Genomic DNA, 20,212 nt, shown 5'->3' with positions numbered 1-20,212 from the left:
ATTAGACTGGCGATCTCATCGGGGGAGACTCCGGTGAAGCGATCTGGGAGGAGGTTCCGATGATTCTCGTACGACAGGAAATCGGCGATGTACTGAGGGACTTCCGCCTGCAGAAGGGCCGGACCCTCCGTCAGGTCGCGAGCAAGGCTTCGGTCGCTCTCGGATACCTCAGCGAGGTCGAGCGCGGTCAGAAGGAGGCATCGAGCGAGATCCTCGCCTCCGTCGCCGACGCGCTCGACGTCCCGATCTCGACCATCATGCGCGAGGTCGGCGATCGCATCTCGGTGCTCGAAGGCATCCAGGTCTTCCCGGATGTCGTCCCCGACGACCTGGTCGCATCGGTCGAGCCCGAGCTCTCGCTGCACTGAGCGCCGCCGTCCACATCTCATGCGACGCAGTGAGTTCCTCCGCGCCGTCGACGCGGAATTCGGCGGACGCGCCACGTCTCTCGTCACCGATCTCGTTCTGAGGCAGGTGGGCGACCGCACGGCGAACGAGGCGCTCGACGCCGGCGTCCCGCCGCGCGACATCTGGATGGCGCTGTGCGTCGAGGCCGATGTCCCCGTGGAGCGCCGTCACGGTGCGGGCCGGCTGGAGCCGCGGCGGCACTGACGCGCTCCCGTCTCCGACTGCTCGGGCGCCTCGGACCTCGCGGTCTCGATGTGCGGACCTCGCACTCGTGTCCTCGGCGTGTCGTCGAAGATGTGTTCGATATCGGCGTAGTGTTCTGCACAAGTGGTTCGGGATTCTCGTCCTCCCCGTTTTCCAGCGCTGACGACGCAATGTCGGTGGTCGCTCCTACGGTGATGACAGGCCGAAGAGCCATACGCCTTGTCGGAGAGTTCGTCCCAGCCGGGATGACCGCGACAGCCTACAGGCGGCACCACGCGAGCACCATAGGAGCACGACATGCCATCTCCCGCAGACCGCGAGAAGTCCCTCGAGACCGCACTCGCCCAGATCGATCGCCAGTTCGGAAAGGGCTCGGTCATGCGGCTGGGCAGCGATGAGCGCGCGCCCGTCGCCGTGATCCCGACCGGCTCCATCGCCCTCGATGTCGCTCTCGGCGTCGGAGGGCTCCCGCGTGGCCGCATCGTCGAGATCTACGGTCCGGAATCCTCGGGTAAGACGACCCTCACGCTTCACGCGATCGCCAACGCGCAGCGCGCCGGCGGCATCGCCGCGTTCATCGATGCGGAGCACGCGCTCGACCCCGACTACGCGGCGAAGCTCGGCGTGGACATCGATGCTCTGCTCGTGTCGCAGCCCGACACCGGCGAGCAGGCACTCGAGATCGCGGACATGCTGGTCCGGTCCGGCGCCATCGATCTGATCGTCATCGACTCCGTGGCGGCTCTCGTGCCGCGGGCGGAGATCGAGGGTGAGATGGGCGACTCCCACGTCGGTCTCCAGGCGCGACTGATGTCTCAGGCGCTGCGAAAGCTCACCGGTGGTCTCAACCAGACCAACACCACCATGATCTTCATCAACCAGCTGCGCGAGAAGATCGGCGTGTTTTTCGGCTCGCCCGAGACCACCGCGGGTGGAAAGGCCCTGAAGTTCTACGCGTCCGTGCGTATGGACATCCGGCGCATCGAGACGCTGAAGGACGGTACCGACGCGGTCGGAAACCGGACCAGGGTCAAGGTCGTGAAGAACAAGATGGCTCCGCCCTTCAAGCAGGCGGAGTTCGACATCCTGTACGGGGTGGGCATCTCCCGTGAGGGAAGCCTCATCGACTTCGGTGTGGATCACGGAATCGTGAAGAAGTCCGGTTCGTGGTACACCTACGACGGCGACCAGCTCGGTCAGGGCAAGGAGAACGCGCGTTCCTTCCTGCTCAAGAACCCGGACATCGCTCTCGCGATCGAGACGCAGATCAAGCAGAAGCTGGGCATCGGCGGCGCGTCCGAGGCTCCGGCAGACGAGCTCGCCGAGCGTCGCCCGGCGTGACGATGATCTCCGGGGGGCGCTTCGAGGCGGGAGCGAGCCGTGCGTGACGGCGGGGGCGGGTCTGACGACCTCGCCCCCGTCATCCCGCTCTTCGGCCGACACACGCCGCGACCGACCGGTGCCGATGACGCGGCGATCGTCGGTGACACGGAGCCGAGAGGCCGCGCGTCAGGCGAAGGAGCACGGGCGTCCGTCGAAGCCGAAGAGAGTGGCCGAGGTGAACCGGCTGTGTGGCGCTCGACGTGGAGCGACGATGTCGCCGGCAGGATGCCGCGTCCCGCCGCGTCGGTCGACACCCGAGGGCCGAGCGATCGGCACCCCGCCCGCGGCGCCTCGGCGAGAAACGCACCTCGTCTCCGCGCGCTCGAGTCCGAGGAGTCGCAGAGGCATGATCCTGAGGGATCGGATGCTTCGGGCCTTCGCGCTGCCGCCGAGGAGCTGCTGGTGCGCAAGCTCCGCATGCGATCCCTGTCGGTGTCCGAGGCGAGGATGGTCCTCAAGGGATTCGGCGCCGACCCGGACAGACTCGATGCCGGCACCATCGACGACATCCTCGACGACTTCGGCCGTCGCGGGTATCTCGACGATGCGGTGCTCGCCGGGCAGCTCGTCGCCTCGGGGATCGAGCGCAAGGGGCAGGGCAGAGTGGCGCTCGCGCGGGCACTCGCGCAACGGGGTGTTCCCCGCGACGTGATCGACGCGGCCCTCGACGAGGTGCCGGACGACGACACGGAGCGCGCGCTCGACTACGCACGCACGAAGGCGCGGGGTCTCGCTCGTCTCGACGGCGATACAGCCCTCCGTCGGCTCGTCGGACAGCTGTCGCGGCGCGGATACAACGGATCCGTCGCCATGACCGCGGCGAAGACCGCACTCGCGGAGGCGTCGTTCGGGCGACCGACATCGGGCGTCCGTTTCACCGAGTCCGACTGATCCGGTCCGACCCTGCTGCGCAGCGGGCGACCGCGGAGCGCGCTCGTACAATGGAGCAATCATGACTATCCCGCGCAGTGAGCCGACGATCATCTCCTCGTCGTCGGCGGCAATCGACCTCGACGGGCGCCAGCGCTCGTACGAGGTCCGCACCTTCGGGTGCCAGATGAACGTCCACGACTCCGAGCGCCTCTCGGGGTCGCTCGAGAGCGCGGGGTACATCCGGGCAGAGAACGGCGACGAGGCCGACGTCGTCATCATCAACACGTGCGCCGTCCGTGACAACGCCGCCGGCAAGCTCTACGGCACGCTCGGTCAGCTCGCGGCCGTGAAGCGGCGCAAGGGCGGCATGCAGATCGCCGTCGGCGGATGCCTCGCGCAGATGGACAAGCAGGCGGTGCTCGACAAGGCCCCCTGGGTCGATGTGGTCTTCGGCACACACAACATGGGCTCGCTCCCCGGGCTCCTCGAGCGCGCGCGGCACAACGGCGAGGCGGAGCTCGAGATCCTCGAATCGCTCGAGGTCTTCCCCTCGACTCTCCCGACCAAGCGGGACTCGGCGCACAGCGGCTGGGTGTCGATCTCCGTGGGATGCAACAACACCTGCACCTTCTGCATCGTGCCGAGCCTCCGCGGCAAGGAGAAGGACCGTCGGCCGGGTGACATCCTCAATGAGATCCGCCTGCTCGTCGATGACGGCGCGATCGAGGTGACACTCCTCGGACAGAACGTGAACTCGTACGGTGTCGAGTTCGGTGATCGCCAGGCCTTCGGCAAGCTGCTGCGGGCAGTCGGCGAGATCGACGGACTGGAGCGCGTCCGCTTCACGAGTCCGCATCCTGCCGCGTTCACCGATGACGTCATCGATGCCATGGCGGAGACGCCCAGCGTGATGCCGCAGCTGCACATGCCCCTGCAGTCGGGCAGTGACCGCATCCTCAAGGCGATGCGGCGCTCGTATCGGAGCGAGCGGTTTCTCGGCATCCTGGATCGCGTTCGCGAGCGTATCCCGCACGCCGCGATCACGACCGACATCATCGTCGGCTTCCCCGGCGAGACAGATGAGGACTTCGAGGACACGCTCCGGGTCGTGGAGCAGGCGCGGTTCGCGAGCGCGTTCACGTTCCAGTACTCGATTCGGGAGGGCACGCCCGCGGCCACCATGGACGAACAGGTGCCGAAGGCGATCGTCCAGGAGCGCTACAACCGGCTCCTCGCGCTTCAGGAGCGCATCTCCCTGGAAGAGAACCAGAAGCAGGTGGGCCGCGAGGTCGAGGTGCTCGTCTCCACCGGCGAGGGCAAGAAGGATGCGGAGACGCACCGCCTCACCGGTCGCGGCGAGGACAACCGCCTCGTCCACTTCGAGGTGACGCCGGGATCCGAGATCCCGCGTCCCGGTGACGCGGTCACCGTCACGATCACTCACGCGGCGCCGTTCCATCTCCTCGCCGACGATCCGACGGGTTCCCCGCTGCGCATCCGACGCACCCGCGGCGGCGACGCCTGGGATCGGTCGCAGTCCGAATCGTGCGCCGTTCCCGCACCCTCGGGTGGCGGGGCCCCGCGCGCCGTGTCGCTCGGGCTCCCGACCCTGCGCGTCGGCGTGTGAGGGCAGCGGACGCGAGCCTCTCGCCGTCGCCGCGACGCCTCTGGGCGGTGGTCGGCGCGACCGGAACCGGAAAGAGCGACCTCGCCCTCGACCTCGCGGAAGCGCTGCGCGCGCGAGGCAATCCCGCTGAGATCGTCAATGCCGACGCCATGCAGCTGTATCGCGGCATGGACATCGGCACCGCGAAGCTCCCACCGGAGGACCGGCGAGGGATCCCGCATCATCTCCTCGATGTCCGGGACGTCGAGCAGGAAGCGGCTGTGGCGTGGTATCAGCCGCTGGCGCGATCGGCGGTCATGGACATCCAGAGCCGCGGGGGAGACGCCATCCTCGTCGGGGGATCGGGACTGTATGTGTCCAGCGTCGTGTACGACTTCTCCTTCCCACCGCGGGACCCCGAGCTCCGCGAGCGGCTGGAGCGCGACCTCGAAGAGCAGGGCGTGGCGCCGCTGATGGAGCGGATCAGAGCGCTCGACCCCGCCACTGCGGCTCGCGTCGATCCGAAGAACGGGAGGCGCGTGGTGAGAGCGCTCGAGGTGCTCGAACAGGGCCGGGCCACGTACGGGGCCGCCCTTCCGGAGAAGCCGCTCCTCTGGCAGGCGGACACGCGCGTGATCGGCCTGCACGTCCCGAGAGAAGAACTCGTCGCACGTCTCGACGCGCGGGTGGAGCGGATGTGGGAGTCCGGCCTCGTCGACGAGGTCGAGCTGCTGCGCGAACGAGGACTGCGACGAGGAGTCACGGCCCCGCGCGCGATCGGCTACGCACAGGCACTGGGCGAGCTCGAGGGGCGCCTGACCCGCTCCGAGGCGATCGCGGAGACGCAGGCCCTGACGCGACGCTATGCACGGCGTCAGGTGTCGTGGTTCAAGCGCTATCCGGAGCTGGTCTGGCATCAGCCGCCCGTCGACGTGGCCACGCTGATCGACGACTGATCGACGACTGATCGACCGCGGAGCCCGGGCGGGACCGTCCGCCGGTTCCGACGAGCGGTCGCCCGCGGATGTCGGATGCAGGTGAGACCCTGGACGCATGGCGACTCACTTCTACACGGCGTCCAGCCTCGACGGCTTCATCGCGACGGCGGACCATTCGCTCGACTGGCTTCTGAAGCAGGAGATCGACGAAGACGGCCCCATGGCCTATCCGGCATTCGAGAAGAGGATCGGCGCGCTGGCGATGGGATCCTCGACGTTCGACTGGGTCATGCGTCACGAAGAAGGGCGCTGGGGATACACGCAGCCCACGTGGGTGTTCACTCACCGCGAGCTCACGGTCCCCGAGGGGGCCGACATCCGTCGGGCGGAGGGCGACGTGGCGACGGTTCATCGCGACATGGTCGAGGCGGCGGGGGGCCTCGATGTGTGGGTGGTCGGCGGCGGCGATCTCGCCGGACAGTTCGCCGACGCGGGTCTCCTCGACGAGGTGTGGGTGCAGTATGCGCCGGTCACGCTGGGATCGGGCGCACCGTTGCTCCCACGGCCGCTGGACCTCGAACTGCTCGAGGTGACACGCAACCGCAGCTTCCTGTGCGGCCGCTATCGCGTCGTCACCGATTCGTCGTCCGGCGACTCGTCCGAGGCTTCGACCACCGGCGACCTCGCGTGACGGCGACGATCCGCGCCTTCGCGCCCGGAGACACGGACTCCGTCATCGCCCTCTGGAACGAGGCGGGTCTCACCCGTCCGTGGAACGATCCGCGACGCGACATCGAGCGCAAGCTGGCCGTGCAGCCGGAACTCTTCCTGGTCGCCGAGCACACGGTCGGCGACGACGCGGAGCGCGCTCGCGGTGCCCGCGCGGCGACCGCCATCGTCGGCAGCGTCATGGCAGGATACGACGGCCACCGCGGCTGGCTGTACTACCTCGCGACCGCCGCGGCGCACCGGCATCGAGGCATCGCCCGGGCGCTCGTCGAAGAGGCGGAGCGTCTTCTCCTCTCCATGGGCTGCCCGAAGGTCCAGCTGATGGTGCGCGAGGGGAACGAGGCGGTGCTCGGGTTCTACGACGGGATCGGGTACGAGAGATTCGCGGTCTCCACGACGGGCAAGCGTCTCATCGCCGACGCATAGGGCGGCTCTCTAGACTGGACGGATGGTCGCATTCACCAAGGGTCACGGCACGGGCAACGACTTCATCATCATCGCCGACCCGGACGGCGCCCTCGAGCTGACCGCCGAACAGGTGGCCGTGCTGTGCGATCGCCACTTCGGCATCGGTGCGGACGGCATCCTGCGAGTCGTGCGCTCTTCGGCGATCGCCGACGGCCGGGCGGCGCTCGACGACGAACCCGCCGCCGAGTGGTTCATGGACTATCGGAACGCTGACGGCTCGATCGCGGAGATGTGCGGCAACGGCATCCGCGTCTTCGCCCATTATCTCGTGCGGTCCGGGCTCGCGGTGATCGAGCACGGATCGACCCTCCCCATCGGCACGCGCGCCGGCGTGCGCGACGTCACCCGCAGCGAGACCGGCTACCAGGTGGACCTGGGGCTCTGGAAGCTGTCGGGCGATGACCCGCTGGTCCGCGCCGACGGCCTGTCGGTCACGCGGCCCGGCCTCGGGATCGACGTGGGGAATCCGCACGTCGTGGTGGCACTGGCATCCGATGCCGAGCTCGCATCCCTCGAACTCCATCGCACCCCCGATCTCGACCCGGCACTCCCCGCGGGGGCGAATGTGGAGTTCGTCGTCCCCGGCGAGCCGCTGGTCCGAGACGGGATCGGACACGTGCGCATGCGCGTCTCCGAGCGCGGGGTGGGCGAGACGCTGAGCTGTGGCACCGGGGTCGCGGCGACGGCTCTGGCCGTTCGCTACTGGGCGGGGGAGAAGGCGCCCTCGCACTGGCGCGTCGACGTACCCGGGGGCACACTCGGAGTGCGCATGTTCGCTGCGGAGGACGGCGAGCACGTGGCCCTGTCCGGGCCTGCACAGCTCGTGTTCAGCGGCGAGGTCGACCTCGTCTGAGTGGTGACCCTGAACGCCGACTATTCGGCGAACGGGCTCAGGGCGATCGGCTCCGTTGGCGGCGTGCCGTGCTTGCGGACCTTCAGCACGCGATAGCCCTTGGCCGTGGCGGTCCGGTAGACCGAGAAACCCGGATGGAACGTCGCTCCGATCCATCGCTGGAGCGAGTCCGCACCGAGGTTGCGCTGGACCACGAGCCAGGCGTCGCTGCGATCGTCCAGTCTCGGGATCCACTTCTCGAGCAGCCCATGCAGCTCGTTCTTGCCCACGCGGATAGGGGGGTTCGAGCGGATCGTGCGGAACGTGACGTCTGCGGGAACATCCTCCGGCAGCGATGCGTTGACGTTGGTGAGGCCCAGCGCGGCAGCGTTCTTGCGGACGAGGTCCAGCGCCCTCTCGTTCACGTCGACCGCCCAGACGGTCGCGTGGGGAGCGGACAGCGCCATCGACATCGTGATCGGACCCCATCCGCTCCCGAGGTCGAGGAGATTGCCGCCCGGCGGCACCGGAGGCATGTTGGAGAGAAGGACTGCGGTTCCGGCATCCAGCCGATCCGGGCTGAAGACGCCACCAGCGGTGGTGACATCCAGCTCGCGGCCTGCGAGCGACACACGGATCGTACGCAGATTCTCAGGACTGGCCGGGGCCGCAGTGAAGTAATGGTCTGACCCCATACCGTGAGCGTAGCGGACACCGCGGGCTAAGGTTAAGGCTCGCAACGAAACCCAGAGACAAGGACCGGATGACGGAAACCACCACACACTCCACCGACGACGAGGCTGTCGAGCGGGTGCTCGCGAACGCGGAGAAGCGCACGGAAGCGCGCGTGTTCGGGGCGGCGCAGGCGCTGCAGGACGAATCGACGGCGTCGCACGCCTCATCCGACGGTGACCAGTGGGATCTCGAGGATCGTCATGCCCTGCGGAGGGTCGGCGGGCTGTCGACGGAGCTCGAGGACGTCACCGAGGTCGAGTATCGGCAGCTGCGTCTCGAGAACGTGGTCCTCGTCGGTGTGTATCCGCAGGGTGCCCAGGAGGATGCGGAGAACTCGCTGCGCGAGCTCGCCGCCTTGGCCGAAACCGCTGGGGCTGTTGTGCTCGACGGCGTGCTCCAGAGGAGACCCCACCCCGATGCCGCCACCTACATCGGACGAGGCAAGGCTCAGGAGCTGCGCGACATCGTCGCCGCCACGGGCGCGGACACCGTGATCGCCGATACCGAGCTCGCTCCCAGCCAGCGGCGCGCGCTCGAGGATGTCGTCAAGGTGAAGGTCATCGACCGGACGACCGTCATCCTGGACATCTTCAGCCAGCACGCCAAGAGCCGCGAGGGCAAGGCCCAGGTCGAGCTCGCGCAGCTCGAGTACCTGCTGCCGCGTCTCCGCGGCTGGGGCGAGTCGATGAGCCGTCAGGCGGGTGGGCAGGTCGGCGCCGGCGGCGCGGGCATGGGGTCCCGTGGTCCCGGTGAGACGAAGATCGAACTCGACCGCCGTCGCATCCGCACGAAGATGGCGCTCCTGCGTCGACAGATACGCGACTTCGGTCCGGCGCGCGAGGCGAAGCGCGCCGAGCGTCGGCGGAACACGATTCCCTCCGTCGCGATCGCCGGCTACACGAACGCGGGCAAGTCCAGCCTCCTCAACGCTCTGACCAGCGCGGGCGTGCTCGTGGAGAACGCCCTGTTCGCGACACTCGACGCGACCGTGCGCCGGTCCGAGACCACGGACGGACGTGTCTACACGCTCACGGACACCGTCGGGTTCGTCCGGAATCTGCCGCATCAGCTGGTGGAGGCCTTCCGGTCGACGCTCGAGGAGGTCGGCGACGCCGACGTGGTGCTCCACGTCGTCGACGGGTCCCACCCCGATCCCGCAGGCCAGCTGCAGACGGTGCGCGATGTGATGGGCGATGTGGGAGTCCGGGACATGCCCGAGCTCGTCGTCTTCAACAAGGCAGACCTGATCGATCCCGATGAGCGCCTCGTCCTGCGCGGACTCGAGCCGACGGCGCACTTCGTGTCGTCGCGGTCGGGCGAGGGCATCGACGAGCTGCGCGCGGCGATCGAGGAGGCGCTCCCGAAGCCGGCCGTCGAGGTGCACGCCGTGGTCCCTTACGATCGGGGCGACCTGGTCGCCGCGATCCACGAGACCGGGATGCTGCTGTCGGTGGACCACCGGGAGGACGGCACTCTCGTGCATGCGCGAGTGTCCGAGCGGCTCGCCGCCGACCTGGCCCCCTTCGCCGAGAACCGCTGACGATCAGCGGGCGACGAATCGGGCCTCGACGGTCGCCGCGATGACGATCTCGTCCGGCTCGAACGTCATCGCGGCGTCGCCGGCGGGGGAGGCCGCGAGCATCGCCCCACGCGACTTGATCATGCCCGTGAAGGGCTGCGACGGCGCGGGGGCGATGAGGCCGACGTCGGCGATCTCGACAGGGGTCACCTCGCGGAGGCCGAGAGCGGTCGCATAGGCCTGCGCGCGGGCGACCGCGACCGTGACGGCCTGCGCGGCGACGTCGCGCTCGGCTCGCGCCCGGGTCTCGGGCGTGAGGTGCCAGTCGACCCACCCGACATCCACGCCGTCCCAGGAGGAGATGTCCGAGACCCACATCGACAGGTCGGACACGTCGGTGAACGTCGCCGTCAGGTCGATCGCGGCGTAGTAGACCGGATCGAGTCGGATGCCGTCGCTGTTCCACGGACGCTCGGCTCGCACCGTGAGGCGCGTGCTCGACCAGTCCACCACCGACCCGGCGCCCTTGCGCTCGGTGATGCTCCGGCGCACCGGCTCGGCGAGGCTCATCGTCCGCTCGACGACGTCCGCGCGCTCGGGGCCGTCGGCGCGGACGGTCACCCGGACGGTCGCTCGTTCGGGGGTGATCCGGGTCTCGTGCTCTCCGCGGACGGTGACGGTGACTTCGCTCATGCCGCGACTCTACGCCAGCCGGAGGGGGCCGGGAATGGCGCCGTGCCCGAAGACGTTGTAGTCTGAGACGCTCGGGTGCTTCGGTCCCCGAGATGGAAATTCCACAGAGTGACAGCGGCTCCTTCGAGAGAAGGACCACGGGGCTGATCGGTTTCGACAGCGCCTGTGAATCCACGAGAAGCGGGCCGAGGATGCAGAGTTATCTCGTGAACGCCCTCTGCAAAACCATAGTTGCCGAAACCAAGCGCAACGACTTCGCCCTCGCTGCCTAAGCGAGCCCGATAGTCCGTCAGGCCGTATGTGATTCCGATACGGATCCTGGCGTCATCTAGGAATCTTGCTGCGTGACGGCGTCTGGACGTCACGTGGGACTCTTGCCAGGCTGGGCTCGTCGACTTGGGTGTCTGTGACAAAGGTCGGAGCCGAGCAGAACGCTTCCACAGACTGCGCCCGGAGAAGGCGTGGAGACTCAGCGTTGGACGGGGGTTCGATTCCCCCCAGCTCCACCAGGTCGCTGTCACTGACGAAGCCCGCCTCCTCGGCGACCACCGAGGAGGCGGGCTTCGTCGTATGCGGACGGCCGGCGTCGCGCGTCGAGACGGGCCTCAGCGACGAGAGGGGAGGGCGTCGAGCGCTTTCCTGGCCTTCGCGAGCGTCTTCTCCGACGCGGTCACGGCGGCCGTCGCCTCGCTGCGTCGAGTCTCCGCGCGCTCCTCGTCGGCGCGGGCGCGCTCGACGTCGCGGCGTACTCCGGCGAGCTCGGCTTCGAGCTCCGCGGCGCGGGTCTCGAGCTCCGCGATGCGGTCGCTCGAGTCCTTCACGGCGCGCTCCGCGCCGCTCACCTCTCGCGTGGCACGGTCATGGGCTGCTTCGGCGTCTCGGAGCGCGCGTTCGGCGTCTCTGCGCCGTCGCCGCTCCGCCACCTCGTCCGCCGGCGGTGCGGAGGCGGATGCCGAGCTCGGCGGCCCTCCTGCGACGAGGGTGTCGACGATGTCGGCGAAGGTACCGGCGGGCTCCAGTTCGCGCACCAGGCGTCCGGAGGCCACCGCTGCCGCGGCCGCCTGATCGAAGAAGGCGGCCGCGATGGTCTGCGTCACGGCTTCCAGCGTCGAGGCGGTGATGCTCTCGCCCCGAGCCTCCGCGAGTTCCGCGGCGGAGGAGGCGAGCCTGCGCGTGAGAGCGCGACGGTCTCGCCCCAGCTGTGCGAGAGCCCGTGCGTCGAGGTCCTCCTGCGCCTCCCGCAGCTCCTCCGCCAGTCTCAGCGCCTCCCCGAGTTGGGAGCTCCGCTCCCGCGCGAAGACGTTCACCACCCACGCAGCGACCGACGGCTTGCGCAGAGCGCGGATCTGCGCCGCCAGTGCGGCATCCGACGTGTCCTTCGCGTGCGCGTTGCGCGCGGAGACGAACTCGGACAGCGGCGAGGTGTACAGCTCGGCAGCGATCGCCTCGAGTGTGGAGTCGCCGCTCATGCGAGCGACACTACACCGCGACGCAGGGGGCGCTCGGCCGACGCCGGGGAGCTCAGCCGGCCCACTCGATGAGGATGAGTCCCTGACGCGTGTCGGCGAACTTCACCCAGCCGTCTCCGAACAGGTAGGTCATGCCGTAGCCGTCCTCGTCGGTGCCCATCGCGAACTGCGGATTCTCGGTGATGTAGATCCCGTCGGGGCCGTCCTCGCGTCGCCAGCCCTCGCCGAGCAGCGACGTCTGTGCCTGCGTGGCGTCCTCCGGAGCGATCGCCGACCAGCCGTACAGCTGCCCGTGGTCGGAGGCGACGGTGTAATCGGCCCAGAAGCACAGCAGGCCGTCATCGAGGGTCACGTCGCCGATCACGAACGGCTGCTCCTCGAAGGTCCATCCCTCGTCGGTCAGAGCCTTCACGGTGCCCGCCGACACGATGGTGTCGCATGCGGGTTCAGCGGCCGGCATCGGCGCGGCTGTCTCGATGGGCGTCGCGGTCACTGTCGGGGTCGGACGCGGGGCCTCGGGCGAGGGCGACGCGGACTCCTCGGCGGTGCCGCTGCAGGAGACCAGCACGACGGCGAGCAGAAGGGCGCCGACGGCGGCTGAGGTGGTGCGGAGGGTCATCACGGGCCTTCGGTGGGGGTGTCAGTCGTGCAGAAGCTCGAGGAAGGCATCGTGCAGGATGCCGTTGGTGGCGAGTGTCGACCGGTCGGAGATCGTCTCAGCGCCGTCGAATCCGGTCATGCGGCCGCCCGCTTCGCGCACGATGGGAACGGCCGCGGCGATGTCGTACTCCTTGACGTCGAACTCGGCCACCATGTCTATGCGACCCTCGGCGAGCAGCATGTAGGCGTAGATGTCGCCGTACGCCCGGTCGCGCCAGACCCGGTCGACGAGCGCGAGCAGCTGGTCCCGGTGTCCCGCGTCCGTCCACTGCGAGATGCTCTGGAAGCTGATGCTCGCGTCGTCCAGCGACGAGACGGCGGACGTGCGCAGCCGACGGGGCTCGGCATCCGTGGCCGTCCACGCACCGGCGCCCGCGGACCCCCACCACCGTCGTCGGAGGGCCGGCATGCTCACGACGCCGATCTGCGGAGTGCCGTCGATCGCGAGCGCGATCATCGTGCCCCACAGCGGCACGCCGCGGAGGAAGTTGGCCGTGCCGTCGATGGGATCGATGATCCACTGGCGGTGGGTGCTGCCTTCGGCGCCGAACTCCTCGCCGAAGATGCCGTCGTCTGGTCGCTCAGCGGCGAGGCGCTCACGGATCGCACGCTCCGTGGCGAGATCCGCGTCCGTGACGTGCGAGCTGTCGGCCTTCGTGGAGATCTCCAGGTCGGCGCTGTCGAAGCGCGGCAGGGACTGCGCGTCGGCCAGGTCGGCGAGGCGGAGCGCGAGTTCGAGGTCGCGCGACAGGTCGTCGGCGCTGGGGGAGGCGGTCACCCTCCCAGGATAACCGCCCCGATTCCACGCTTCGATGAGCGCCGACTCGCGGCGACACGCGCGGACCGACTCGACGGGCCGTCTCGATTTCGCCTCGTGGCCGTCGGCTGGTAATGTAATTCCTCGGCCGGGGATTCCCGGGCCACGCACCTCTAGCTCAATCGGCAGAGCAACTGACTCTTAATCAGTGGGTTCAGGGTTCAAGTCCCTGGGGGTGCACGGATAAGCCTCGAAGACTCTCGCCAGTCTCCGGGGCTTTTCTGCACCCGGAGCACGTTCCCCATCGCGACGACGTGCGCTAGCGTGATGCCAACGCTAGGGGGATGGCGATGCGGGATGGGATGAAGCTGTGCGCTGTGGGCGCGATGGCCGTGCTCGGCCTGTGCCTGACGGCGTGCGCCGCGGTCGTCGAGAAGAGCGTCGACTATCGGACCTCATCCGTCTCGCTCGCACCGGGCGAGGCCCTGGTCGTCGACTTCGGGACCATCAACCCGACGGTGGGCGACGCCTGGGTGATCACCAGGGAGCCGGATCCGGCCGTTCTGGGCCCGGGGGAGGAGCGCTCGCGCTATCTCGGCGACGAGGGGGAGACAGGCGCGCCGAGCGAGGTCGCCTACCGGTTCCCTCCGGTCGGACAGGGGACGACGGTGATCCAGTTCGAGTATCAGTTCCGCGGCCAGGTCCCCGACGACGCGGAGGACCAGCAGCGGGCGGAGATCACCGTCACCGTGAAGTGACGCTCAGGCGACCGGGATGACCCGGCCTCCGGTGAGCCGTCGCAGTGAGGTGAAGGTCATCGGCATGACGGTGTGAGGATGACCCGCCGCCGCCCAGATCTCCTCGTGCTCCTGCAGCGCCGCATCGATGAAGGTGGGAAGGGGCGTCGGATGCCCGACCGGGGCCACGCCGCCGATCGCCTGTCCGGTCGCGGAGCGGACGACGGCCGCGGGAGCCATCCGCACGACGTCCGCCCCGATGTGCTTCGCCACGGTCGTCAGGTCGGCGCGGTGTCCGCCGCTCGTGAGCACCAGCACGGGAGAGTCGTCCGCCAGGAAGACCAGGCTGTTCGCGATCGCCGCGACGTCGCACCCGATCGCCGCCGCCGCCTCGGGAGCGGTGCGCGCGGAGTCCGGGAGGACCCGGATCTCGGCCTCGACACCCGCGTCGTGCAGGTGCCGCGCTACGATCCTGCTGCGTTCGGGAAGGAGGGACTCGTCCATCATCCGCTCACCGTATCGGACGCGGCGGCCTCGATCAGGCCGCGTCGCCCATCAGGATCGCCTGCGCGTCCTCCGCGACCGTGTCGTCCGCCTCGTCGTCGATGTGCGCCAGCACCCGGCGTCCGAGGAAGATCGTCAGCGCCGACAGCAGCACGGCGGCGGCGGCGACGAGATAGGGCACCGTCGCATCGAACGCGTGCCACAGGGCGGCCGCGAGCGGGGGCGCCATGGCACCGCCGAGGAATCGCACCGACGAGTACGCCGACGAGGCGACCGAGCGGGGGAGATCCGTCGCCTCCATCACCGCCTCCGTGAGGACCGTGTTCATCACGCCGAGCAGCAGCCCGCCGATGACGATGCACACGACGAGCGCCGCGGCGGAGGACACGACGAGTCCGGCGACGACGAGGTCCACGGCGAGGAGGGGGAGCACGGTCAGGATCACGCGGGTCCGCGACATCCTCCGCATCAGGAAGGGTGCGACCCACACGCTCGTGACAGCGAGCGCGACGCCCCAGCCGAAGAACGTGAAGCCGATGCCCATGGCGCCGAAGCCGAGCGGGAAGGGGGAGAACGCGAGGAGGATGAAGAAGCCGATGTTGTAGAACAGCGCGGCCACGGCGAGAACGGCGAGCGCCGGGCGTCCGAGCGCTCGGAACGGTGCGGAGAAGGCCACGGGGGTGCGCGACTCGGCGGGTCCGCGGAGCAGCACGAGCACCGCGAGGAAGGCGATGGCCATGAGCACGACGACACCGAAGAAGGGCGCGCGCCAGCTCTGCTCGCCGAGGATCCCGCCGAGCAGCGGACCGATCGCGATCCCGAGGCCGAGAGCGGCCTCGTACAGGACGATCGCCGCCGCGCTCCCTCCGGATGCGGCGCCGACGATCGTGGCGAGGGCGGTGGAGATGAACAGGGCGTTGCCGAGTCCCCAGCCGGCGCGGAAGCCGATCACCGCGTCCACGCTGCCGCTGAGGGCACAGAGCAGCGCGAACACGACGATGAGTGCGAGGCCGATCAGCAGCGTCCTCTTGGCGCCGATACGGCTCGAGATCCAGCTGGTGACGAGCATCGCGAGACCCGTGACGGCGAGGTAGCTCGTGAAGAGCAGCTCCGTCTCGAACGGGCTGGCCTGCAGCGACTCCGCGATGGCGGGGAGGATCGGGTCGACGAGGCCGATGCCCATGAATGCGACGACGCACGCGAAGGCGACGGCCCACACCTGCGCGGGCTGCTTCCACACGGATGCGGTGGGGGTGCTGGTCATCGGGGGGCTCCTGTCGAGTCGTTCGTGGTGTGCGCGGCGAGGATCTCCGCTGCGCGAGTGAGGATGCTCCAGTCGTCGTCGTCCACGTCGGCGAAACGGGGCGCGAGCGTGTCCCGGAACTCTGATCGCCATGCGGCGAGAGCGGCGGTGCCGGCGTCGGTGATGTCCACGGCGATGGCTCGGGAGTCCTCGGGCAGGGGCGAGCGGCGGACGAGGCCGTCGCGCTCCAGATGTCCGATGAGCCGCGTCATGCCGGGTTGCGTCGTACGTGCGGCGGATGCGAGCTCCCCGACGCGCTTCCGTCCCGTCTGCTCGAGCAGATTCAGCACCCGCCACTGCGCAGCGGGCGCGTCGTTTCCGGCATCCTGCGCGGCGATCCGGCCGAGCGCGTATCCCGAGAGAACGAGCGACGGGATGACATCCTGACGATTCATACCACCAAGTATATACCCAATGGTATGCATCGGATCGCCCGACGAGTTTCGGGTTCGCGTGGGGTCAGCGTCGGCTGGCCGCGATCCGCGCCGAGAGCTGGTGCGCGTGCGCGAGCAGCGTGCGGCCCAGGTCGGCGATCCGGTCGGGGCCGAACCGGAAGCCCACGCCGGTGAGGCTGAGGGCCCATTCCGGACGACCCGCACGATCGAACACCGCGGCGCCGAGCCCCCAGCTTCCTTCGACGATCAGTCCCGGATTGACCGCGTAGCCGCGCTCCTTCGTCTGGGCGATGCGCGTGCGCAAGGCGGACTCGTCATGTGAACGTCCCCACTCGTGCTGCAGCTCGGGATGACGGTCGAGGTACGCATCCACATCGTGGTCGGGCAGGAAGGAGAGGATGGCCAGTCCGGCGCTGGCCACTCCGAGCGGGAACCGGACCCCCTCGCTGAGTACGAACGATCGGATCGGGAAGGAGCCCTCCTCGCGCAGCAGGCATACCGTCTCGTCCGCCCTGCGCACCGACAGGAATGCGCTCTCCTCGGTCTTGACGGCGAGGGAGCGGACGATGTCGCGTGCCAGCGTCGTGACGTCGTACCGGGCGGCCGCCACCGATCCCATGAGAAAGAGCTCGGGGCCAGGGGTCCATCGCGCGCTCTGCTCATCGCGGTCGACGAGGCCCTCTGCCCGCAGCGCGGAGAGGATCCTGTGCACGGTCGATCGGGAGAGGTCGGACGTGCGCGCGAGATCCTGCAGCGTCGCACCCCGCGCCCCGCTCGCCGTCACCAGGCGGAGCAGCGCCGCCGCGCGCGCGATGGCCTGGGCCCCGGGGATGGTGCGTGAGGGAGTGTCCACATCGTGGACGCTACTGCGCGATCGGTCCACATCGCAAGCACGGCCTGTGTGGTCGGCTCGAGGGGGAGGGATGCTGGAGAGCGCACGTCTTCGAAGGAGCACACGTGATCGACAAGCACTGGGCATCGGCGGCCGAGGCCGTCGCCGACATCTCGAACGGATCGTCCCTCGCCGTGGGAGGGTTCGGACTCTCCGGCAATCCGATCGCGCTGATCGAGGCGCTGCTTGCGCAGGGGACTAGCGACCTGAGCGTCGTGAGCAACAACTGCGGTGTCGACGACTGGGGACTGGGTGTCCTGCTGGCCGCGCGCCGCATCCGGAAGATGACGTCGTCGTACGTCGGCGAGAACAAGGAGTTCGAGCGACAGTTCCTGTCCGGCGAGCTCGAGCTGGAGCTGACCCCGCAGGGAACCCTCGCCGAGAAGCTCCGCGCGGGCGGCTCGGGGATCGCCGCCTTCTTCACGCAGACCGGCGTCGGGACCCAGGTGGCGGACGGCGGGCTCCCGCGTCGCTATGCGCCGGACGGCTCGATCGCCGTGGCTTCTCCCGCGAAGGACGTGCGGACGTTCGACATCGACGGGACGCCGCGGGAGTACGTGCTCGAGGAGTCGATCACGACCGACTTCTCCCTCGTGCATGCGCTGGCGGGCGACCGGCACGGGAACCTCATCTTCACCAAGGCCGCCCGCAACTTCAACCCGCTGGCCGCCATGGCCGGGCGGATCTGCATCGCGCAGGTCGAGCAGCTCGTCGAGCCGGGGGAGCTCGACCCGGACCGCATCCACCTGCCGGGCGTCTTCGTGCATCGGGTGGTCGAGGTGGGCTCGGACATCCCCAAGCGGATCGAGCGGCGCACGGTCGCCGCGGAAGGAGCCTGACATGCCCCTCACCCGAGACCAGATGGCCGCGCGGGCCGCGGCGGAGCTCCAGGACGGCTCGTACGTGAACCTCGGCATCGGACTGCCGACCCTCGTGCCCAATCATGTGCCCGACGGAGTCACCGTCGTGCTGCAGTCCGAGAACGGCATCTTGGGCGTCGGGCCGTATCCGCAGGCGGACGCGGTGGATCCCGACCTCATCAACGCGGGGAAGGAGACGGTCACCGTGCTGCCCGGAGCCGCCTTCTTCGACTCGGCCATGAGCTTCGGCATGATCCGCGGCGGCAAGATCGATGCGGCGATCCTCGGAGCGATGCAGGTGTCGGCATCCGGAGACCTCGCGAACTGGATGATCCCCGGCAAGATGGTCAAGGGGCCGGGCGGCGCGATGGACCTGGTCCACGGCGCCGCGCGGGTGATCGTGCTGATGGAGCACGTGGCGAAGGACGGTACGGCGAAGATCGTCGACGACTGCTCCCTTCCGCTCACGGGGCGCGGCGTCGTCGACCGGATCATCACCGATCTGGCTGTGATCGACGTGACGGACGACGGCCTGGTGCTCGTGGAGACCGCGCCCGGCGTGACCGTCGAGCAGGTCGTCGGCGCCACGCAGCCCCCGCTGATCGTGCATGATTCCCTGCAGGACCGAACCGAGTGAGGATGCCGAGATGAGTCATACCGAGAACGATCAGGACGTCGTCGTCGTCGCCGCTGCCCGCACTCCGCAGGGGCGCCTCAAGGGGCAGCTCGCGAGCTTCACGGCGCCGCAGCTGGGAGCACTGGCCATCCGCGGCGCACTCGACCAGGCGTCGATCGCCCCCGGATCGATCGACGCGGTCATCCTCGGCCAGGTGCTCGCCGCCGGGTCGGGGCAGAATGCCGCGCGACAGGCGGCCATCGGCGCGGGCATCGGCTGGGAGGTCCCCGCCCACTCCGTGAACAAGGTCTGCCTGTCGGGCCTGACGGCGATCATCGACGCCGCGAGGATGATCCGCACGGGCGACGCGGAGGTCGTCGTCGCCGGCGGGATGGAGTCCATGACGCGAGCACCGCACCTGCTCATGGGGTCGCGCGACGGATGGACGTACGGCAGCGTCGAGGTGCTCGATCACATGGCGTACGACGGACTGACCGACGCCTACGACCGCGAGAGCATGGGAGCGTCGACCGAGCGCCACAACGCTCGATATGAGCTGACCAGAGAGGCGCAGGACGCCGTCGCGGCCCTGTCTCACCAGCGCGCCGCCGCGGCGCAGGCGGCGGGGGTGTTCGACGACGAGATCGTCTCCGTGACCGTCCCGCAGCGGCGGGGGGAGCCGGTCGTGCTCACCGCGGACGAGGGCGTCCGCCCCGACACCACCGTGGAGTCCCTGGCGGGGCTTCGCGCCGCGTTCGCCGACGGCGGCTCGATCACGGCGGGCAATTCGTCTCAGATCTCCGACGGCGCCTCCGCGGTGGTCGTCACCACCCGTGCGCGAGCGCACGCCGAGGGATGGCCGATCCTGGTGACGGTCGGGGCCAGCGGTCAGACCGCCGGGCCGGACAACTCGCTGCAGGCGCAGCCCGCACGTGCGATCGAGCGTGCCTGCGCGAAGCAGGGGATCACGGCCGCCGACCTCGATCTGGTCGAGATCAACGAGGCCTTCGGCGCCGTGGTCGCTCGTTCTCAGACGGAGCTGGGGCTCGACGCGGAGATCGTGAACGTGCACGGAGGGGGCATCGCCATCGGGCATCCGATCGGCGCATCGGGCACGCGGCTCGTGGTGCATCTCGCTCACGAGCTGTCCCGCCGGGGAGCCGGTGTCGGAGCCGTCGGTCTCTGCGGAGGCGGTGGTCAGGGCGAAGCGCTCATCCTCACCCGCTGAGGTCAGCGCTTCTGGCGCTTGAGATCCTTGTTGAGCTGCTTCGCGTCCTTCTCCTGCTCCTTCTGCTGCTTCGCGTAGACGGGGGAGTCGTGGGCGACGGGCTTCCCCTGCTTGAGGCGCCGCGTGTCGACGATGGCGCCGATGGCGAGGGCGAGCGTGATGCCCCAGCTCGCCCACGCGAGGACGGCCCGCCACGTGATGGGCTCGTCCCGAGAACCGCGCAGCAGCGTGCGTCCTGCCGTGATCGCGCCGATGAGTCCGGTGCCGAAGAGGTAGTTCATGCCCTCACGCTACCCGGCTCGCCACCCGGCCGCGCCGCCTTGACAACCGTGAGCGGTCTCTGCCAGGAGCTTCCCGGACGACAGGGCTATCATGGGACGGTCGCGGCTCGCCGCGGCCGCAC

At 69.2% G+C, this 20,212-nt stretch carries 24 protein-coding genes, 1 tRNA gene and 1 other RNA gene; 16 read left to right on the top strand and 10 right to left on the bottom strand.

The genetic code is table 11. The features are described from left to right. Positions 1–59 precede the first annotated feature (59 nt). The 9 genes from A4X16_RS00610 (at position 60) to dapF (ending at position 7,462) form a co-directional block, all read left to right on the top strand. Positions 60–368, top strand: coding sequence for a helix-turn-helix domain-containing protein (locus A4X16_RS00610; protein WP_067114945.1), 309 nt, complete (start codon positions 60–62; stop codon positions 366–368). 19 nt (positions 369–387) lie between these two features. After that, entirely contained in the window at positions 388–612 is a 225-nt protein-coding gene (locus tag A4X16_RS00605; protein ID WP_067114943.1) for a DUF3046 domain-containing protein, read from the top strand. 297 nt (positions 613–909) lie between these two features. Then, positions 910–1,953 carry a recombinase RecA gene (gene recA, locus A4X16_RS00600; protein WP_067114941.1) on the top strand — a complete coding sequence of 348 codons (1,044 nt, stop codon included), beginning with the start codon at positions 910–912 and terminating at the stop codon, positions 1,951–1,953. 444 nt (positions 1,954–2,397) lie between these two features. After that, on the top strand, positions 2,398–2,886 hold the full coding sequence (locus tag A4X16_RS00595; protein WP_231880218.1) for a regulatory protein RecX: 489 nt from the start codon (positions 2,398–2,400) through the stop codon (positions 2,884–2,886). Positions 2,887–2,947: 61 nt separating this feature from the next. After that, a complete protein-coding gene (gene miaB, locus A4X16_RS00590) occupies positions 2,948–4,495 on the top strand; it encodes a tRNA (N6-isopentenyl adenosine(37)-C2)-methylthiotransferase MiaB (protein ID WP_067114937.1) in 1,548 nt (515 codons plus the stop codon). Then, a complete protein-coding gene (gene miaA, locus A4X16_RS00585; RefSeq protein WP_067114935.1) occupies positions 4,492–5,430 on the top strand; it encodes a tRNA (adenosine(37)-N6)-dimethylallyltransferase MiaA in 939 nt (312 codons plus the stop codon). The genes miaB and miaA overlap by 4 nt, the downstream gene beginning before the upstream one ends. A 97-nt stretch (positions 5,431–5,527) precedes the next feature. Beyond that, positions 5,528–6,103, top strand: coding sequence for a dihydrofolate reductase family protein (locus A4X16_RS00580; protein ID WP_067114933.1), 576 nt, complete (start codon positions 5,528–5,530; stop codon positions 6,101–6,103). Continuing rightward, positions 6,100–6,567 (top strand): GNAT family acetyltransferase, encoded by a 468-nt coding sequence (locus A4X16_RS00575; protein ID WP_067114931.1) that lies wholly within the window; start codon positions 6,100–6,102, stop codon positions 6,565–6,567. The genes A4X16_RS00580 and A4X16_RS00575 overlap by 4 nt, the downstream gene beginning before the upstream one ends. Before the next feature lie 22 nt (positions 6,568–6,589). Then, complete coding sequence (dapF, locus tag A4X16_RS00570; RefSeq protein WP_067114930.1) at positions 6,590–7,462, top strand: diaminopimelate epimerase; 873 nt, start codon at positions 6,590–6,592, stop codon at positions 7,460–7,462. A 20-nt stretch (positions 7,463–7,482) separates the two neighbouring features. Here dapF and A4X16_RS00565 read toward each other — a convergent pair whose 3' ends face one another. Then, positions 7,483–8,136, bottom strand: coding sequence for a class I SAM-dependent methyltransferase (locus tag A4X16_RS00565; RefSeq protein ID WP_067114929.1), 654 nt, complete (start codon positions 8,134–8,136; stop codon positions 7,483–7,485). Positions 8,137–8,204: 68 nt separating this feature from the next. On the opposite strand from A4X16_RS00565, the gene hflX reads away from it, so the two are divergent. Then, positions 8,205–9,716, top strand: a complete 1,512-nt coding sequence (gene hflX / locus A4X16_RS00560) for a GTPase HflX (RefSeq protein WP_067114928.1) — start codon at positions 8,205–8,207, stop codon at positions 9,714–9,716. Positions 9,717–9,719: 3 nt separating this feature from the next. On the opposite strand, the gene A4X16_RS00555 is transcribed toward hflX, so the two are convergent. After that, positions 9,720–10,388 (bottom strand): SIMPL domain-containing protein, encoded by a 669-nt coding sequence (locus A4X16_RS00555; RefSeq protein WP_067114927.1) that lies wholly within the window; start codon positions 10,386–10,388, stop codon positions 9,720–9,722. Between the two features lie 139 nt (positions 10,389–10,527). Here A4X16_RS00555 and ssrA point away from each other — a divergent pair. Beyond that, positions 10,528–10,897: a transfer-messenger RNA gene (gene ssrA / locus A4X16_RS00550) on the top strand. 96 nt (positions 10,898–10,993) lie between these two features. Here the strand turns inward: ssrA and A4X16_RS00545 are convergent. Genes A4X16_RS00545 through hisN form a run of 3 tightly spaced genes read right to left on the bottom strand, consistent with a single transcriptional unit; the run spans position 10,994 to position 13,295 of the window. Beyond that, a complete protein-coding gene (locus A4X16_RS00545; protein ID WP_067114925.1) occupies positions 10,994–11,857 on the bottom strand; it encodes a hypothetical protein in 864 nt (287 codons plus the stop codon). 52 nt (positions 11,858–11,909) lie between these two features. Continuing rightward, on the bottom strand, positions 11,910–12,476 hold the full coding sequence (locus A4X16_RS00540; RefSeq protein WP_067114923.1) for a hypothetical protein: 567 nt from the start codon (positions 12,474–12,476) through the stop codon (positions 11,910–11,912). Positions 12,477–12,497: 21 nt separating this feature from the next. Beyond that, positions 12,498–13,295, bottom strand: a complete 798-nt coding sequence (hisN, locus tag A4X16_RS00535; protein ID WP_067114921.1) for a histidinol-phosphatase — start codon at positions 13,293–13,295, stop codon at positions 12,498–12,500. A gap of 146 nt (positions 13,296–13,441) precedes the next feature. Here hisN and A4X16_RS00530 point away from each other — a divergent pair. Together A4X16_RS00530 and A4X16_RS17665 are read left to right on the top strand one after the other, a co-directional pair. Next, positions 13,442–13,514, top strand: a tRNA-Lys gene (locus tag A4X16_RS00530). Positions 13,515–13,618: 104 nt separating this feature from the next. Beyond that, a complete protein-coding gene (locus A4X16_RS17665) occupies positions 13,619–14,032 on the top strand; it encodes a hypothetical protein (RefSeq protein WP_157559905.1) in 414 nt (137 codons plus the stop codon). 3 nt (positions 14,033–14,035) lie between these two features. Here the strand turns inward: A4X16_RS17665 and A4X16_RS00520 are convergent, their stop codons facing one another. From A4X16_RS00520 to A4X16_RS00505, 4 genes are all read right to left on the bottom strand, one after another. Further along, entirely contained in the window at positions 14,036–14,515 is a 480-nt protein-coding gene (locus A4X16_RS00520; RefSeq protein WP_067115299.1) for a YbaK/EbsC family protein, read from the bottom strand. A gap of 34 nt (positions 14,516–14,549) precedes the next feature. Continuing rightward, the gene (locus tag A4X16_RS00515) at positions 14,550–15,779 is read right to left on the bottom strand and encodes an MFS transporter (protein WP_067114916.1); all 1,230 of its coding nucleotides are present in this window, start codon (positions 15,777–15,779) and stop codon (positions 14,550–14,552) included. Beyond that, the gene (locus tag A4X16_RS00510; protein ID WP_067114915.1) at positions 15,776–16,213 is read right to left on the bottom strand and encodes a MarR family winged helix-turn-helix transcriptional regulator; all 438 of its coding nucleotides are present in this window, start codon (positions 16,211–16,213) and stop codon (positions 15,776–15,778) included. The genes A4X16_RS00515 and A4X16_RS00510 overlap by 4 nt, the downstream gene beginning before the upstream one ends. Positions 16,214–16,277: 64 nt before the next feature. Next, a complete protein-coding gene (locus A4X16_RS00505) occupies positions 16,278–17,066 on the bottom strand; it encodes an IclR family transcriptional regulator (RefSeq protein WP_067114914.1) in 789 nt (262 codons plus the stop codon). Positions 17,067–17,170: 104 nt separating this feature from the next. Between A4X16_RS00505 and A4X16_RS00500 the strand changes: the two genes are divergently transcribed. From A4X16_RS00500 to A4X16_RS00490, 3 genes are read left to right on the top strand one after another with little or no spacing between them, the layout of a single operon-like run. Continuing rightward, a complete protein-coding gene (locus A4X16_RS00500; RefSeq protein WP_067114913.1) occupies positions 17,171–17,944 on the top strand; it encodes a CoA transferase subunit A in 774 nt (257 codons plus the stop codon). Between the two features lies 1 nt (position 17,945). After that, entirely contained in the window at positions 17,946–18,602 is a 657-nt protein-coding gene (locus tag A4X16_RS00495) for a CoA transferase subunit B (RefSeq protein ID WP_197491735.1), read from the top strand. A 10-nt stretch (positions 18,603–18,612) separates the two neighbouring features. Then, on the top strand, positions 18,613–19,809 hold the full coding sequence (locus A4X16_RS00490; protein WP_067114912.1) for an acetyl-CoA C-acetyltransferase: 1,197 nt from the start codon (positions 18,613–18,615) through the stop codon (positions 19,807–19,809). 2 nt (positions 19,810–19,811) lie between these two features. Here the strand turns inward: A4X16_RS00490 and A4X16_RS00485 are convergent, their stop codons facing one another. Next, positions 19,812–20,090, bottom strand: a complete 279-nt coding sequence (locus tag A4X16_RS00485; RefSeq protein WP_067114910.1) for a hypothetical protein — start codon at positions 20,088–20,090, stop codon at positions 19,812–19,814. Between the last annotated feature and the right edge of the window lie 122 nt (positions 20,091–20,212).

Origin of the sequence: Microbacterium sp. H83, assembly GCF_001650405.1 — a bacterium.
Classification (GTDB): Bacteria; Actinomycetota; Actinomycetes; order Actinomycetales; family Microbacteriaceae; genus Microbacterium.
The sequence above is the reverse complement of the archived record's forward strand: the minus strand, read 5'-3'. Positions and strand labels throughout refer to the sequence as shown.